Source organism: Paenibacillus sp. 2TAF8 (assembly GCF_052114825.1).
Taxonomy (GTDB): Bacteria; Bacillota; Bacilli; order Paenibacillales; family Paenibacillaceae; genus Paenibacillus.
Genome location: NZ_JBFRFN010000016.1, coordinates 41,094 through 58,761, shown reverse-complemented (window position 1 = coordinate 58,761; position 17,668 = coordinate 41,094). Strand labels below are relative to the sequence as shown.

The following is a 17,668-nucleotide window of genomic DNA, read 5'->3' as shown; positions in this document are numbered from 1 at the left end:
CTCCTCTCTGGCTACTGGCATATGCTCATCATACGATAGCATGATCAGCTGTACGTTAAATGATCTCATTTTTTGTAATAACGAATAACCATGTAAACTCTTTTTATATTTACCCTAATGTCTATGGCTTGCTCTCTATTTCTCCAGAATAAAACTTAGGGTTGGTTCTCTTTATTAACGTTCCCCTATTCGGTTACCTAACTGCCTGCCTACCTAACTGCCTGCCTACCTAACTGCCTACCTATCTGCCTACCCATCCACTTATCTGTCCGTTCACGTATTAGCGGCTTCTACAAATGCCTTTGCACGATCTGCAATTTGTGCGGTGTCACCTGATGTTAAAGCTTCTTTTGGCAAAAGAGCACTACCCAAGCCCACCGCGGCTGCACCTGCCTCATAATAGGCAGCAATATTCTCTAGTGTCGCTCCACCCGTTGCCAGCAGTGGGATGTGATCGAGAGGTGCTTTGATCTCACGAAGGTATGGAATACCCAGGCTGGCCATAGGAAACAGCTTAACAGCTCGAGCCCCTGCTTCATACGCAGCTACAATCTCCGTTGGTGTCATCGCCCCAGGCCAGATCTCTACACCGTGTTCTACAGCATATTCAATGACAGACAGATCGACATTAGGGGAGACCAAAAATTGTGCCCCTGCAGCCACCGCTTCCTTCGCCATACTCACATTGAGTACCGTCCCTGCCCCGATATAGGCCTGTCCTTCGTAACGTTCACGCCAATCCGCAATAATCTGATGAGCATTCGGTGTATTCAGCGTTACTTCCATTAGACGAATGCCCCCGTCGGTCATGCCCTGTCCAGCCGTAACCGCCGCTTCACGGCTTATACCGCGCACGATCGCGACCAGTCTCGATTCCAATAGTACTTCAGTCAGATTCATATCCATTCACTTCCCCTTGCTTCATTCAGATTCGGCAGCCGAGGACCCGTCATGTGGTGTTCACCGCTTTTCCGTTACACACTATTGTAATGCATAGGCTCCCCTAGAAGAAATACATTAATCCATACTAGGGAGTGTGAACATAGTGATTATGAACATAGGGAGTGTGAACAAAACAACAATGAGTCTCCGCGTGGTGTCAGAACAACCAATAGATCAAGGGATCAGGGCATAAGGGCATTGCAATTACTAGCTCCAATTCGGTTTAGGCATCTCATCACATTTTCTAACGATCACCAGAAACCTTATTTGGCCTGATTTGCCACTTTTTATTTTCTAACGATCACCAGAGAGCTTATTTACTCAAATTAGTGATGATTCCACCCAATTTATATGATTTTTAGCGAAATAGCGTTTGTGGTGATCGTTAGAATTCTCACCCCATCAAAAACCTTAAAATAAGCTCTCCTGTGATCGTTAGAATAAAGTCGGTGCAGTTCCCCTGGCACCATAAATCCCAATAACTCCTTGTAATATCCATGCCGACATTTTAATAAGCACTCCGAGATACGTCTAAACTGGCGAACATTTTCTCCAAAGAAAACGCGGAGCGATGGTTTTCCGCAAACTTATCTTTCGGGATATTGAGCTCTCCGCGAGATCCCCAAGTGTCTTCGTTTTTTTTGGATGAATTTTCACCGCTTTTTTCTTAAATTCTTCATTATAACGTTGCCGATGTTCTCCCCTGTGGACACACCTCCTTACTTTTGATTTTTAAAATAGAAACAAAAAACCTCTTCATCACGAAGAGGTGGACTCTGTTAACCTTAGAATTCATTCTATATGAGTTGAACTACAGATTTCACACAGTCCACTTCGATGACAGAAGAACCTTCCAATCCCTGTTATCCCCATATTTTTTCTGTCCTCTCCGTTAAAGTGTAAAAGAATAGTTCAACTTATATCGTTTTTTGAGAAGGAGGAGCTACACACGCAACATTTCCGTGCATTACATGCATTTGGCAACTAACGTACTGATCGTATATCGCTACTAAAGCATATCGCTACTAAAGCACATCAAGCTAAACTTTATGCATTCTCCAACGCACTTTCTTTCGCCGTATCCTTAAAGTATCGATCATTATACAACATGCTCGGATGAGTTGGATGATAGGCTAGTGCAATATCGTTATGTTCCTTGGCCTTCGCACGATTGCCCATACGATCATAACATACACATAATTGCAGATGCGGCATCCAGGTCCATGCAGCCTCATTCAGCACAACCATCGGATCAGCTGGACGGATCGCCTGCACAGCCTGTTTATACCAGAATACGGCTTGACGGTAATCCTCTCTATCAGCAAAATACCCCCCCAGACGGCAGCATACCTCGGCTCTAGGCAGATCATAGGCAAAGGCCCGAAATAACGCTGCTGCTTCCCTCTCCGGACGTTTCAGTACAGCCTCACAATCCGCAATTTTTTGGCAAGCTGCAATCCGATCTTCCACCCACCCCAGTCCGGTATCCAGAAATTTCTCGTAATACGTTATGGCTTCTTCATGCTGAGCATGGTCTTTCAGTTCATTGCCAAAATAATAAAGATCACGGGGCAAAAACTCTTCACCCGCCTGCTCGCGTTTGCGATAAATTCGTAGATTTCGATCCGTGTGTACCTTATCTTTTTTATGGGTCACAGCTACATCACTATGCAGCAAATTGCCTGCTACAGCCAAGTATTCATGTACTGCCCCAATCCAGCGAAACTGGCGATCCCGTCTCACCAGACGATTCCGACGCAAACTGTACGCGACCTTGCCCTCAGGCGTGAATGAGAGATGATAGTCCATCGTCACACTGTCCACTTCAGGATCAAGATTACGTTTCAGTGTGATAAGCTTGGCACGATCCTCCGGTTCAAACACATCATCAGCATCGAGCCACAATATATATTCGCTGGATGCCTGATCAAAGGCAAAATTCCGTGCCGCAGCAAAATCATCCACCCACTCAAAATCGAAAATACAATCCGTATACTGAGCCGCAATCTCTCGTGTACGATCCGTGGAACCCGTGTCCACGATGACGATCTCATCGGCAATGCCTTTTACCGAGTCCAGACATCTGGCGAGGGAGATTTCTTCATTTTTCACAATCATACACAAGGTAATGCTAATTGCCTCTTCACCTCGTCGGATTCTGCGGTTATAGGCCGCTGCCCCCGGCAATTCAGATAAACGATAGATATGATACGCTGGATGGTGGGTATCTACAAACAGTTGGAAACCGTACGCCTGAGCACGAATGCAGAAATGGCGGTCCTCTCCCCAAAAAGATACATTGGGAATGCGGTCAAAATTCACTCCCGCTTCAAGTACAGACCGCCGAATGAGTGTACAGGCGCCTAACCCACCTACCTCATAACAGCCCGGAACACGTAACTGGTTTAGAAATGTACTCGCCTGTGTATCCTCATCTTCCGCCTCTGTTCCGGAAAGAGCTGAACCACCACGCCCATAAAGTGCGTACTCATCCTGAAGCCATACCTGCGGCATTTCCTTCGTTCCCGGCTGCCAGCGAGTCCAGAAAATATTGGAGATGATCTCTTTCCCGCTATTGGCAAGCTGTTCAAGAGTTTTCGGGTGCAGTACCAGATCGGAATCGACCAGGAACACGGCATCATAATTATGCTCACGGGCGTACTGTAAAATGTCGTTTTTCAACCTAGCAACTCGCCATACCTGTTCGTTTCTCCAATAGTGTCCACCTTCATCTTTGTTGTAGTTTCCTTGATGATTGTCCGTGTCCATGCTCTCTGCATCATTCAGATCACGAGCATGAATCACCGTACCGTTATGTCGAAGTACAAAATCATGCAACATTTGGGAGGAAACTTCTTCCTCATTGTCATCTATAAACAAGTAATCCGTATGAACCGTCATTCGTCCCAGCCTTTGCAGGGAATCTAAAAATTCATTCAAAATAGCTGCTGTCTGCCGAACAGGGCTAGCAATCAGAATATGCTCGCTTTTACCTTGTGCAGTCTCTAATTCGATTGGCTGTACCCCATCTTTTCCCTTCGGTTCTATTGTTTGTTTGGAATTCCCCTCTTGCTTCTGTATTTGTACTTGCTCCGGGGCATGCTCTTGTTTGTGTGCTGGCTCTTTTCCTTTTTCATTTTCTTTTTCTTTTTCTTTTTCTTGCTCTATTCTTAACGTTTCTCCCGTTTCCTTCTCTGCCTTGGAGGGTATGGCATCCGTTCGCAGTTCACCTTCGACACGTTTGTCACTGTGATTACTATTTAGTTGATCTTTCCTCATTAAGCTTACTCCCTTCCCCTTAATCAGACCATGGAATAAGCCGTGGATCTGCATCCAATATCGACTCATATTGCTCCTTCCATCCATACCGTGCCTCAGGGTCTAGTGTCTGGTATCTCGCATATTTGCGAACACGATCTTCTTCTCTTGCCCAGCCATAATGCTTCACTCTCGGAGCGTGACAGGCATAAGGAAAATGCTGAATGTTCATCGGGAATCGTCCACAATGCTGCGGTGTTTCCTTCCATTCATAAACTATCCCGGGCTGATATCTGACCAGGAAAGGACGATAATACACATGTGCCTGCCAAAAGGCATCCTCCCGATACGCGGTCTCACTCCACATATCAAACAAACGGAAATAAATCGCTTCTTCCGATCCACTTAATATTTCATCTCGCAAGACCCCAAAATCCGGCGTTAAAATCTCGTCTGCATCCAGATTGAGAATCCACTCTGGCTTGGTTGCAATGGTCTGCTCCCACTGCTGCTTTCTCAGACTCACCTCATCAGAAAAACGGGAGACCGGATTCTGCACTAGTACAAGAGGGATACCGTGTAAAAGCTCTCTGCACATGGCAGCCGTCCCATCCGTGCTTCCATCATCAATAATGACAGCCCGATCAATCCATGGATGATGTGTTTCCAGTGCCTGTCTGAGATAGCGTTTCTCCTCGTTGCGTACAATCATCGACAAGGTGATATGTGGCTTGTTCCTCGTTAGCTGCTCCTGCTTATGTTCTTGTTCCTGTTCTTGCTCCTGCTCACCCAACCTCTCACCCCCACGCTTCCTGTTTCCTTTATAGATCCGAACACTCTATATCCAATCTATGCTAAGCCTGAATCCGGTTATGCAGGGTAAAGTGTTTCGGCTTAGCCACGAGCCAGCGGTTTCCCACCGTGTGCAAGCTTCCAACCACGTCACGCGTCGCCACGTTTCATGCCAGAGATAGGCAGCCACATGTGCGAAAGAGCCTTTGCAAAAGATCGTATCTTTTCTTCCAAGCTTGGGATTCACTTCGACACCAAACACAAAAAAAGCACTCGCTTGCGCGAATGCTTCTCGAATGTTTCTTTTATCTAAGCAACTCTATAAGTTTATTCTTGAATACGGACTACTGATGCATATTTCGATTTAACGATATTCTGCCAAACGATCATTCAAACCACGTGTCTGTCCGTACACCTCTTGATAAAGAGCAAACAAACCGTCATATACTGCCACCGTCTCCGGATTTGGTTCGTAGGACTTCGCTGGACGAATAAATGCCGCCGCACATTCTTGCATCGTCGGGAACCAGCCACTGCCATAAGCCGCCAGCATTGCTGCCCCCATCGCCGGACCTTGCTCGCTCTCCAGCTTCACAATCGTTGCATTGAAAATGTCCGCTTGCATCTGTAGCCAAGCTTCGTTCTTCGCTCCGCCCCCAATGGAAATCACCTCATTGACCGTTTTGCCTGCACCACGCAAAATATCAATCGACTCACGTAACGAGAACGTGATGCCTTCCATTACAGCACGTCCAAAATGCTCCAGCTTATGCCCGGCATCCATGCCGATAAAACTGCCTCGAATGTTCGCATCCGGGTGAGGTGTTCGCTCCCCTACGATATATGGCGTGAACAACAGACCGTTGCTTCCTGCTGGAATCTGGTCAATGCCCTGCAGGAGAACATCAAATGATTTATCTGCTGCAAAGGTATCTTTGAACCAAGAGAGACTGTATCCCGCTGCAAGCGTTACACCCATAATATAGAAGGCATCTTTCTCCCCGTGATTAAAAAAGTGCACTTTCCCTTCGAAATCGAGATCCTTTCGTTCTTCGTACGAGAGAACAACTCCGGACGTACCGATGCTGCACATCGTCTGTCCTTCACTGAGTATGCCTGCGCCAATTGCACCGCAGGCATTATCGGCGCCGCCAGCAAATACTTTGGTCGCTGGCGCCAGACCTGTTTGCTCTGCAATCTCAGGCAACAAGGTGCCGACTTCGTCGAATGATTCAACCAGGCGAGGGCAAAGCGTCATCGGCAGATTAAATGCGGATGCGATCTCCGTGCTCCATTGTTTACCTGCCACATCCAGCAGCAACGTGCCTGCTGCATCAGAGTAATCCATGGCGTAATCGCCGGTTAGGCGATAACGGACGTAGTCTTTTGGCAACAGGAACAAGGACGCTTGATCCAGCAATTCTGGTTCATTTTCCTGCACCCACAAAATTTTAGGTAGCGTAAACCCTTCCAATGCACGGTTCCGGGCAATGCTGAGCAACTTGCTGTCAAGCACCTTCTCAATCCGGCGGCACTGTGCTGTCGTTCGGGTATCATTCCACAGGATGGCATTGCGCAGTGGTTTGCCTTCTGCATCCACCAGTACTAGCCCATGCATCTGGCCCGAGAAGCTCAATCCTTCGATTTCGGAAGGCTGCACGCCTGATACTTCCAGCAGTTTGCGAAGCGAAACGATCGTCTGCTCCACCCAATCCTCTGGATTTTGTTCACTATACCCAGCCTTAGGCTGGTAGAGCGGATAAGCCTCCGATGCTTCAAATGCCACTTTACCTTCACGATTGACCAAAACGGTCTTGACCGCGCTCGTTCCGAGATCGACGCCGATTACATAACTCATAGGTATACTCCTTTCGTTTATACGGGATTGAAACCTTAGGTGGGGCATGGAAGACCACTCCGTGACCAGAAAACCCTTCGATCTTCCTTACCCCCGGATTTCTTCATTTCCCCTTCTTCAAGGGTGAAATCCGGTTGTAAATGCGAGCGCTCCGCTTCTCCGGGTCCTTTCTGCCCACTCCGTTTCTGCATGCCCCTTGTAACGTTGCTTTCAAACGGTACAAACGTACTCGTTTGGGGCAACGTGGGTTCCACTGACATTTCATTCGTCATTGGTTTATTTAAAAAGCATAAAAGCATTGGGACGGCATGCTGGGTCACTCCGTGACCAGAAAACCCTTCGATCGCCCTTACCCCCGGATTTCTTCACTTCCCCCTCTTCAAGGGTGAAATCCGGTTGTAAATGCGAGCGCTTCGCTTCTCCGGGTTCTTTCTGTCCACTCCGTTTCTGCATGCCCCTTGTAACGTTGCTTTCAAACGGTACAAACGTACTCGTTTGGGGCAAAGGGCCTCAATGACAACAAACCGTCCCCGCCTTCCCAGAGGAAAGCGGGGACGGTTTGAATGTCACGCTTATTCAACGTCCAGGGTGCAACATACTTTTGCACCGAGTAGGAAGAGGTATGATTCCTGCTTTATCTGCGGCTATGATCTAGTCATATGCAGTACGCTCGGGCAAGAATACAGTATCCCTCTATGACTGTTATCGGAGCGTGTCTTGAAAACGACTGAAGTGCATCTTTTACCCCCCTTTTCGCCCCAAACTGCGTCACTTTCCCTTGACGTGCCCCGGCACGCCTGCGGTAAACTTCCTTGTTGGGAACGAAAATTCGGCAAAATCTGCTTCCTTCAGCGTTTTCAGACCCACCCTAGTCAGCCAAGATGTATTGGTTAAGTTTTGCTCTCAGCAATTCCTGACGTCCGGATTGGTTTTTGCGTGGGTTTTCGTTGTTCAGTGCATACTCCGCGAGGGAAGCAAGTGTTGCTTTACCTGCAACAACCTCTGCACCGATGCCTTCGTTGAAGCTGCTGTAACGTTGCTCGATGAATTCATCGAATACACGGTCTTCGATCAGCTTGGAAGCTACTTTCAGACCTTTCGCATACGTATCCATACCTGCGATGTGAGCCAGGAACAGATCCTCAGGTTCGAAGGAGCCACGACGAACTTTCGCGTCGAAGTTTACGCCACCTTTGCCCAGACCGCCGTTTTTCAACACTTCGTACATCGTTAACGTTGCATCATACATATCAACCGGGAACTCGTCCGTATCCCAGCCAATCAGCAGATCGCCTTGGTTCGCATCCAGGGAACCGAGCATGCCATTGATACGTGCTACGCGAATTTCATGGTCAAATGTGTGACCAGCCAGCGTTGCATGGTTCGCTTCAAGGTTCAGTTTGAACTGTTTGTCGAGATCATATTTTTGCAAGAACGCAATGGAAGTTGCTGCGTCGAAGTCGTATTGGTGTTTTGTTGGCTCTTTAGGTTTAGGCTCAATCAGGAACTGAGCGTCGAAGCCGATTTCTTTTGCATAGTCAACAGCCATATGGAACATACGAGCAATGTTGTCTTGCTCCAGTTGCATGTCCGTGTTCAGCAATGTATCGTAACCTTCGCGGCCACCCCAGAAAACATAGTTTTCTGCACCGAGACGTTTACCTACTTCCAGACCTTTTTTGATCTGAGCTGCTGCGTGAGCGTATACGTCTGCGTTGCAAGTAGATGCTGCACCAAACATGAAACGTGGGTTAGAGAACATGTTAGCCGTGTTCCACAGCAGCTTTTTGCCGCTTGCTTTCATGTGCTCTTCCAACAGATCAACGATTGTATCGATGTTGCTGTAGAATTCACGCAGTGATGTGCCTTCTGGAGCCACGTCTACATCGTGGAAACAGTAGTATGGCAGATTCATTTTTTCCATGAATTCAAAAGCCGCTTCTACACGAACCTTCGCTTTATCCAGACCGGAGTAGCTATCCCATGAACGTACTGCTGTTTCAGCACCGAACGGGTCGCTACCGCCTGCAGTTAATGTGTGCCAGTAAGCCATACCGAAACGGAAGTGCTCTTCCATCGTTTTGCCAGCGACAACTTCTTGTGGATTATAATGTTTAAAAGCAAATGGATTCTTGGAATCTTTACCTTCGAATGCAATCTTATTAACGGATTCAAAATAGGCCATGTGATAAATGCCTCCTCAAAAGTTTTAAAAGAGTTTGTTTAAGAAATCGTTTACAACGTTATCCTAACACATCCTTTTTACTTTGTCTATTGGTTAAACAAAGTTAAAATAAAATTGTTTTTTCCCGGTTCGTTTACGCTATAATAGTCGAATAGCTTCTTAGCGGATAGTCATGAGAGCCTTTACTTATATAAGTTGAACCATTTAATTTACACATGAACGGAGAGGACAGAAAAAACCTGTAGAAGCGAAGCGTTCGCATTTATCACCGGATTTTCCCCTTTAATAGGGGAATCGAAAAATCTGGGGATAACAGCGATCGAAAGGTTATTCTGTCATCGAAGTGTCCGTGTAAATCTGTTCAGTTCAATTTATATAAAAAGAGAAAGAATAGGAGTGCCTTAACAATATGAAAATTACCGGAGACCAGATGCTGGTCAAAAAAATAAATAAGTCGATCGTACTAGATACGATCCGCCGTCACGCCCCCCTTTCCCGAGCCAAATTGTCCGAAGTGACCGGCCTTAACAAAGCAACGGTTTCCAATCTGGTGGCGGATCTGATCAGCGATGAGTTGGTGCAGGAGATTGGGCCAGGAGAATCCAGTGGTGGACGTAAACCTCTAATGCTGCTTTTTCGAGGTACGGCTGGATATGCGGTTGGCTTGGAACTGAGCGTAACCCGTCTGAAAGGTGTACTCACCGACCTAGAAGGTCATATCGTTGCCGATTATGCCGTCGATCTTGAGCAGCATGATACAGCGTCTGTATTTGAACAATTAAAGCTGGCTGCAAGTCACCTGATGAAGCAAGCCCCTCCCTCTCCGCATGGTGTCATTGGCATTGGCATCGGTGTTCCCGGGATGGTAGATGAGCAAGGCACCGTGCTGTTTGCACCCAACTTGCAGTGGGAGATGGTGCCCTTACGAGTCATGATGGAAGAAAGCTTCAACCTGCCTGTCACCATTGATAATGAGGCCAACGCGGGAGCACGTGGTGAATTGAATTTTGGTGCAGGTGTTGGTGTGCGACATCTGATCTATATCAGTGCAGGGATCGGGATTGGTTCAGGTATTATGGTTGATGGTGAATTATATAAGGGTGCTTGGGGATACGCCGGTGAGACTGGTCATATGTCCATTGAAGCAGAGGGTCTGCCATGTTCTTGCGGCAATCGGGGATGCTGGGAGTTATATGCCTCGGAAAAAGTATACGAACACCCGGATCAGCAGCACCTGCCTGCATATACGACCAAAGAACTGATTGAACACGCCCAGAACGGACACCAGGAAGTGATAGCCTTATACAATAACATCGGGCGAAAGTTGGGCGTTGGCATTACCAACATCGTAAATAGCTTTAACCCAGAGCGAATTATTATTGGAGGGCCTCTTTCGGAAGCTAAACCTTGGATTGAATCAGCCCTCAAACAGGTGGTCGAGGAACGCACTCTGCCTTATCACCGTCGAAGTCTGCAAGTTGAATGGGCTGCACTTGGTAGCCGTTCGACTCGAATAGGGGCTGCTTATTCTGCGATATCCCAATTTTTGGGTAATGTAAGGGTGTCTGTTTAATATTTAGCTAAAAATCATTAAAATTGACAAGATTTCGCCCCATTTCCTCCCTTTTTGTTAAAGAAATCCAGAGGTATAATGAGATTATGTGATTTTTGTCATGGCAGCGTTATCGTTGCTGTGTTATCCGATAATGAAACGGAGTGAAAACTCGTGACCTACGTGGATACATCAGATATCTCGGCGCCAGTATTTGTCACCGTACTCCTGTTCCTGATTGTGCTTGCGCCCCTGTTCAGCCTGGGCATACTTCGATTTTTTCAGAGCAAAAAGAAGGCTGGTTTCATGTACATGTTGTCAGGTTTACTGGTGTATGTCGTATTTCAGACGTGTATGAGTATTTTTTTCTAGCGGAGAATTCTTTACGCTTGAATGTACTCCTATACGCAAAGGCAAATGATGTTTCTCCGGCAAAAAAGGAGACGCTTATGCGCAATGTCCTCAAGTCCAGACGTTGCCTTACGCGTCTTCTTTTTGTTTTTATGCCATCCTTCCAACATTTAAAAAAATTGAAAAAGACCGTACCTTATACGGTACGACCTCTTCCCAATCTTACTTCTATATTCAAACGGCTCGCGCGAACCGGAATAGCTCAGTTCTGATATGCGCATACAGAGACTTGTACAGATTTTGAATACAATCTCTCTATACAAACCTCATCGCTCTCCACTTAGCCAGCCTACATACTAGCCAATCGTTGATTAAGCGTCCAATGCTTTAGCAAATTGTGTTTTGTTCATACCCAGAATGCGGTGTTCACCGATCACAGTCAGAGGARCCGCGCGTACGCCCATGTCCCATACTTGTTGTGCAAACTCATCGCTTGTTTCGATGTTGCGCTCTTCGTAAGCAATACCTTTATCAGCCAGGAAAGACTTGACGGATTTGCAGTTTGGGCAGTTTGTGGATGTGTATACAATTACGTTTTCCATGTTCGATTCACCTCATAATGATTATTTGATTTATACGGTTAAATTATTTATAAGCTTAATAAAGCACTATTCAAACACTGGACTTTCACATTGTGATCCAATATCCAGTTTATTTAGAAGGTTACGAATTACAATGCTACTGCGCTGTGCTCCAGACTTTCAATGAATTTCTCGGTGTCCATCGCAGCCATACATCCGCTACCTGCAGCCGTAATTGCTTGTTTGTAACGTGTATCCTGAACGTCACCACATGCGAATACGCCTGGGATGTTTGTTTCAGAAGTACCTGGTGTAGTCAAAATGTAACCATGCTCATCTGTAGTAATCTGACCACCCAAGAAACCTGTATTTGGTGTGTGACCAATCGCTACAAATACGCCGCTTGCCGGAATTACTTCTTCTTCACCAGTTGCGTTGTTGAGCACTTTCAAACCAGTTACGCCGTTGTCGCCAGCAATCACTTCAAGTGGTGTACGGTTCAGTGCCATTTCTACTTTCTCATTGCTGCGTGCACGATCTTGCATGATTTTGGAACCACGCAGTTCTTCACGACGGTGCACCAGTGTTACTTTGGAACCGAAACGGGACAGGAAGCTTGCTTCTTCAAGTGCGGAATCGCCGCCGCCGATAACGATAATTTCTTTATTACGGAAGAAGAATCCGTCACATGTCGCACATGTGCTGACACCGCGGCCCACGTTTGTTTCTTCTCCTGGGATACCCAAATATTTAGCAGATGCGCCTGTAGACAAGATCAACGTTTCGGATACGAGTTCGCCCATACCTTCGACTTGGATTTTGAAAGGACGCTCGCTCATGTCGATGTTGTTTACCCAGCCCGTACGGAATTCTGCGCCAAAACGCTCTGCTTGCTTACGCATGTTGTCCATCAGTTCAGGGCCCATGATGCCATCAGGGAAACCCGGGAAGTTCTCCACTTCTGTCGTTGTTGTCAGTTGTCCGCCGGGTTGCGGTCCTTCAATAACGAGTGGGTTCAAGTTGGCGCGTGCCAGATAGATTGCTGCTGTCAGCCCTGCAGGGCCTGTTCCAATAATAATTGATTTATACATGTATAGTTCCTCCCCCATGTTCTGCAAAAAGATCAAGCTCTCCGGCATCAAAAGCGCAAGCCTTTGCATACACTAGAACGGATAGCCCACATCATGTCCATCAGAGCTGCCTGCGAATATGACGATTCACCTATGCAGAAACGGAATTCTAATTTATAATCATTCTAATCTGTTGTTCATTATGATCTCTTTTATGTACGGTGTCAATGCTCGGCAGCGATTATGAAGAAGTCTTCATCAGGAGGGAAAATGGAAGTATGAACGACGCTCTACTAGGCAGTTTTATTTCGGCCATGTCTACAGGACTTGGAGCCGTACCGATTTTATTTATGCGTAAAATATCACATCGTCTGCGCGACATTCTGCTCGCTTACGCAGCAGGCATTATGACTTCGGCATCGGTGTACAATCTCATTCCCGAAGCGCTCGGACAGTCCAATATGTTTGTGCTCGCTTTTGGCATTATGCTCGGAAGCATGGTTCTACTTATACTGGAGATGCGGATTCCACACGTAGATCTGGAAAACCCCGAAAAGATGCCTTTCAAAATTGAAGGCAAAGCCTTCATGATTATTGCAGCCATTACGATGCATAACTTGCCCGAAGGCTTGTCTGTCGGTGTAAGTTATGCAAGTACGGATGAAAACTTAGGGAATCTGATCGCCTTTTCCATAGGATTACAAAATGCACCGGAAGGCTTTCTGGTCGCTCTCTTTCTCGTCAATCAGAACATCGGCCGCTTCAAGGCACTTGGCATTGCAACACTTACTGGAGCTGTAGAGATTATAACGGCCATGATCGGATATACACTCAGTAGTCTCGTTGCTGGGCTGGTGCCGTATGGTCTTGCGTTCGCAGCAGGTGCGATGATGTTCATCGTGTACAAAGAGCTGATTCCTGAGAGTCACGGCGACGGCAATGCACGCGCAGCTACAATTTCCTTCCTGTTTGGTCTGATTACGATGATCGGACTAACCGAGCTATTTTAAATTGGTGCACAAGGTGAGCAGGTAAAAAGCTAAAAGATTCTGCGGATAGCGAACAAGAAATTACGGAATACAATACGAAAACCAAAAGAACCCGAACAACAGCTCCAAGCTGTCATCGGGTTCTTTATTTAGCCATAAATGAAGATTCCATGAAATTACTGAAATTGTTGAAATCATCTGTAAGCCATTCAATCCATTCTTTTCATCCACACGATCAAGATTGAATAAATCGAATCAGTTCGGCATTGAATTTTTCCAACTCATCGTAAAAGGCACCGTGTCCACTCTCTTCAAACAGAACCATTTTAGCCGAAGGGATTGCTTTCTGCATCTCTTCCGCGAATTCGAACGGGCAGATTTCATCTTTTTTACCGTGGAAAATGGCTGTAGGTACCTGGATCATCTCCAGTTCCCCTCGCAAATCCTCGTCCCGCAGCGCCATCGCACTGCTAATCGTACCATAAGACGAAGCTTCCATACCAAGTGCATGGAACCATTGCATGAATGGCTGGCTATGCTCCTTCGCAAAAAACATCCCGCCGAACGTGTCCAGCAGCTTCGGACGATCTGCTAAGATCGGCTCAATAATCTGCTCATTCAGCTCATCCGGCGTCAAGCCGTACGGGTACCCTTCACGCTGCGTAAATACAGGCGCTGCTGCTGACAGCAAGGCTAGCTTCGATACTCCGTGCCCCTGATGACGCGCCATGTAATGTGCCGCGATAGCACCGCCCATGGAGAAGCCAGCGAGTACAGCATCCGTCAGCTCCAGATCATCAATAACAGCACGCACATCGTCTGCCATGCGGTCATAGTCATATCCGGTGGATGGCTTATCGGATAAGCCATAACCTCTGAAATCCATCGCAATCGCCCGAATGCCGTGCTTTGGCAGCACATTCAACTGGTATTCAAACATTTTATAATTAACAGGCCAGCCGTGTAAAAACAGCACCGGAGTCCCTTCACCAATATCTTCAACATATACTTTTACATTTGGTTCTACTTGTACGTAATGGCCCATTGTTCACAGCTCCCTTATCCTTAGTAAAAATTCGTAATTATCGTTAGCAAGATACGTTGTATCGTCTCTTCGACTATTACCCTCTGACCACAGGTTTAAACGAAGGCTGCCAGACCGTATGCATTAGAACCGACCGTTCCCCCACGTTTATATATATTTCATATGATACATCACCTATTCAGCAAAGCCTCTCTATACACTTACAGAACGGCCCTCCCGCGCAGTACATAATTGAACAATGAAACTTACACAATGCCGATTCTTTGGTAATGCACCCGTTTCAGACCTAACGCAGTAGCCGAAGTCCATTCAGAATCACCATGATGGTACTGCCTTCATGACCAATCACACCAAGCGGTAAAGCAACATCTTGCAGAAAGTTTCCTGCAATTAATGCCAGAATAACTGTAATGGCAAAGCACATATTATACTTCACCGTGCGTTCTGCTCGCCGAGCTTGCCCAATCACCCAAGCAATTTCTTCGATATTATCATTCATAAGCACTGCATCCGCCACCTCGATTGCTGTTCCACTGCCTGACAAACCCATGCCCATCCCCACCGTTGCTGCCGCAAGCGCAGGCGCATCATTCACACCATCACCAACCATCAACACATGACCATACTGCTCACGGAGCGCTTGCACCTGTTTGACCTTGTCTTCAGGCAGCAAGTCGGCATAGACCAGACTAACCCCGGTTTCATCCGCAATGACCGAAGCTGAACGAGCACGATCACCAGTTAACATCGCTACTTTGACCCCCATACTTTCCAGCTTCTTCACAGCTACTTCTGCCTGTGGACGGATCATATCCCGCATCGCAATCAAACCCGCAAACTCACCATTGACGGTTACAACAGATATCGTTTTACCTTCTCGCTCGAGACAGGTGCATACCTCTTCCCAATCCACCTTACTCTTTCCAGATACTTCATCGGCTGCGGAATCCACAGCTTTCCCATCCTTCAATTCTCCGTTCGGCATTACAGCCAGTGTTATAGCGGCCACCGTCTGTTCCATCGGCTGCATTTCTTGTGTATATTTTGCCGTTTGTGACCATATCGCTCCATCCAGCCGCCCAATCTTCCATATGACACCGTTCACCGTTCCTTCAATGCCGTGTCCTGTAATGGACTGCACATGCTCTGCCTCTTGTAGAGGTAAGTTCTCCTTACTTGCCTGCTCCACGATAGCCCGAGCAAGTGGGTGCATCGAGAGATTTTCAACGGATGCCACCGCAGATAATAACTGTTCTCTGCTTACGCTCGGTGCAGTCAGGATGTCCGTTACTTGAGGTGTTCCCATCGTGAGTGTACCTGTTTTGTCAAAAGCAACCACCTTCGTATGAGCGATATTCTCCATATGTGCCCCACCCTTGAACAAAATGCCGCGGCGTGCGCTACTGGACATCGCTGACAGCATCACAGGCATAATGGAGGACACAAGCGCACAAGGAGATGCCACCACCAGAAAGACCATTGCTTTGTAAAAAGCCTCATTCCACGTCCACCCCAACAGTAACGGTGTTCCAACAATAACAAGGAGCGTGACGGCTACCACAATTCGTGCATAGATGCCTTCAAACCGTTCCATAAAACGCTGCGAATCCGGCACCTCAGCTTGCGCTTCCTCCACCAGTTTGATGATTTTCCCAAACAGAGATCCTTCAGCCGATTTCGTGACCTCAACATATAATGCACCCTCACCGTTGACTGTGCCTGCATAAACTTCGTCGCCTGCGCTCTTATCAACGGGCATGGACTCTCCCGTAATCGACGATTGATTGATAAAAGAACTCCCCCGATAGACCACACCATCTGCAGGAATCAGTTCGCCAGGCTTCACAAGCAGCAGATCCCCCGGCTGTAAATCCTCAATCGCCACAACATTCATCTGTCCATCCTCGATTCGCAGTGCTGTCTCTGGTTTAAGTGCCAGCAAGGATGAGATATCTTTGTGACTGCGCTCCGTAGCGTAGCTTTCCAATGCCCCGCTAAGGGCGAAAATAAAGATCAACATCGCGCCTTCATTCCAGTAACCAATCGTCGCCGCTCCAAGTGATGCGGCAATCATAAGCAGGTTAACGTCCAGATCACGATCCTTAACCAACGTTTCGACGCCTTCCTTGGCCTTCGTCCAGCCACCAATCGCATAAGCGGCAATGTAGAGTATCACAGACAACGTGGTAAAATAAGGTGCAATGCCCCACGCAATCAGCATCATAACACCGCTGCCAAGCGCCGCCTGCATCTCCTTGTTCTGCAGCATCGCGCGGAAGTTCGGTTTCTTGCCCCGGTTGGGGCCAGGAGTTTGCGCGGACTTCTGCTTGGCTTGCTGTTTTCCCTGTATAGGTTGATGTATCGCTTGCATATAAATCACGTTCCCTTCGGAGGTTTTGTTCTCATCTGACTGGTCTAATCCAGGTTGTATTGAGAATGAGAGCCATTGTTATTGCCCTAAAAATGGCACATGCTGCTGCGGGAATCCCGCAGCAGCATGGTTTAAAGAGGATTTTACATTTTCAGCGGATCACAGATCCAGTGAGAATGATAATCATTTTTGTACTTATGCAATTATTTTTACCAAATGCAACTTTAAATCAATTATATGCCTGTGCTGTCCATTTGTAAATGGGTATTTCCTGTAGGTTTTACAACACATCAAAAAATTCACAAACACATCTAAATCATCCAAACACATTAAAAAAGCCGCTAACTGCGGCTTCATGGTAAAGAACATTAAATTTTTTTGTCTCTAATCCAGGAGATATACCGGATAATTGATGTACCTGTCACACAGGTCAACATACCCCATACAAGTAAAAGCATGCTTGCTCTTCCCGTCTCCGATAAACCTTCAAAATTCCTCACAATAAAAATCAACAAACCAATGTCAGTAGCAACAAAGATTAGAACTGGGATGGCGTAACCTATACGTAATTTAATACTTTTCGCCCCCTCTTAAAGAATATACATAGATAAGTATATCAAAGGTAGGTGCTTCTCTGTACATCCTTCTCATGCAAACTTTATATCTTCTCAGAT

13 protein-coding genes and 1 pseudogene are annotated in these 17,668 nt (G+C 46.7%); 4 read left to right on the top strand and 10 right to left on the bottom strand.

The genetic code is table 11. The features are described 5' to 3' along the window. Positions 1-273: 273 nt before the first annotated feature. The 6 genes and pseudogenes from AB4Z30_RS21390 to xylA all read right to left on the bottom strand — a co-directional run bounded on the left by AB4Z30_RS21390 (position 274) and on the right by xylA (position 9,035). Complete coding sequence (locus AB4Z30_RS21390; RefSeq protein ID WP_441929479.1) at positions 274-900, bottom strand: bifunctional 4-hydroxy-2-oxoglutarate aldolase/2-dehydro-3-deoxy-phosphogluconate aldolase; 627 nt, start codon at positions 898-900, stop codon at positions 274-276. Positions 901-1,989: 1,089 nt separating this feature from the next. Then, positions 1,990-3,060, bottom strand: coding sequence for a glycosyltransferase (locus AB4Z30_RS21385; protein WP_441929546.1), 1,071 nt, complete (start codon positions 3,058-3,060; stop codon positions 1,990-1,992). A 423-nt stretch (positions 3,061-3,483) separates the two neighbouring features. After that, positions 3,484-4,221, bottom strand: a pseudogene (locus tag AB4Z30_RS21380) (hypothetical protein); the annotation flags it as partial. Between the two features lie 19 nt (positions 4,222-4,240). After that, a complete protein-coding gene (locus AB4Z30_RS21375) occupies positions 4,241-4,993 on the bottom strand; it encodes a glycosyltransferase family 2 protein (RefSeq protein ID WP_441929478.1) in 753 nt (250 codons plus the stop codon). 363 nt (positions 4,994-5,356) lie between these two features. Continuing rightward, entirely contained in the window at positions 5,357-6,850 is a 1,494-nt protein-coding gene (gene xylB, locus AB4Z30_RS21370) for a xylulokinase (RefSeq protein WP_441929477.1), read from the bottom strand. Between the two features lie 868 nt (positions 6,851-7,718). After that, a complete protein-coding gene (xylA, locus tag AB4Z30_RS21365) occupies positions 7,719-9,035 on the bottom strand; it encodes a xylose isomerase (protein WP_441929476.1) in 1,317 nt (438 codons plus the stop codon). 409 nt (positions 9,036-9,444) lie between these two features. On the opposite strand from xylA, the gene AB4Z30_RS21360 reads away from it, so the two are divergent. Further along, complete coding sequence (locus tag AB4Z30_RS21360; RefSeq protein ID WP_441929475.1) at positions 9,445-10,608, top strand: ROK family protein; 1,164 nt, start codon at positions 9,445-9,447, stop codon at positions 10,606-10,608. 153 nt (positions 10,609-10,761) lie between these two features. Next, the gene (locus AB4Z30_RS21355; protein WP_123065878.1) at positions 10,762-10,959 is read left to right on the top strand and encodes a hypothetical protein; all 198 of its coding nucleotides are present in this window, start codon (positions 10,762-10,764) and stop codon (positions 10,957-10,959) included. Positions 10,960-11,309: 350 nt separating this feature from the next. Here AB4Z30_RS21355 and AB4Z30_RS21350 read toward each other — a convergent pair whose 3' ends face one another. Together AB4Z30_RS21350 and trxB are read right to left on the bottom strand one after the other, a co-directional pair. Then, positions 11,310-11,540 carry a glutaredoxin family protein gene (locus AB4Z30_RS21350; RefSeq protein WP_441929474.1) on the bottom strand — a complete coding sequence of 77 codons (231 nt, stop codon included), beginning with the start codon at positions 11,538-11,540 and terminating at the stop codon, positions 11,310-11,312. A 128-nt stretch (positions 11,541-11,668) separates the two neighbouring features. Beyond that, a complete protein-coding gene (trxB, locus tag AB4Z30_RS21345; RefSeq protein WP_090924450.1) occupies positions 11,669-12,610 on the bottom strand; it encodes a thioredoxin-disulfide reductase in 942 nt (313 codons plus the stop codon). 257 nt (positions 12,611-12,867) lie between these two features. On the opposite strand from trxB, the gene AB4Z30_RS21340 reads away from it, so the two are divergent. Next, the gene (locus AB4Z30_RS21340; protein ID WP_441929473.1) at positions 12,868-13,599 is read left to right on the top strand and encodes a ZIP family metal transporter; all 732 of its coding nucleotides are present in this window, start codon (positions 12,868-12,870) and stop codon (positions 13,597-13,599) included. Between the two features lie 214 nt (positions 13,600-13,813). Here the strand turns inward: AB4Z30_RS21340 and AB4Z30_RS21335 are convergent, their stop codons facing one another. Both AB4Z30_RS21335 and AB4Z30_RS21330 read right to left on the bottom strand, forming a co-directional pair. After that, a complete protein-coding gene (locus AB4Z30_RS21335; protein ID WP_441929472.1) occupies positions 13,814-14,623 on the bottom strand; it encodes an alpha/beta fold hydrolase in 810 nt (269 codons plus the stop codon). Between the two features lie 286 nt (positions 14,624-14,909). After that, entirely contained in the window at positions 14,910-16,994 is a 2,085-nt protein-coding gene (locus AB4Z30_RS21330) for a heavy metal translocating P-type ATPase (RefSeq protein WP_441929471.1), read from the bottom strand. Between the two features lie 65 nt (positions 16,995-17,059). On the opposite strand from AB4Z30_RS21330, the gene AB4Z30_RS21325 reads away from it, so the two are divergent. Continuing rightward, positions 17,060-17,254: a hypothetical protein gene (locus AB4Z30_RS21325; protein ID WP_441929470.1), complete on the top strand. Its 195-nt coding sequence runs from the start codon at positions 17,060-17,062 to the stop codon at positions 17,252-17,254. The last annotated feature ends 414 nt before the right edge of the window (positions 17,255-17,668 follow it).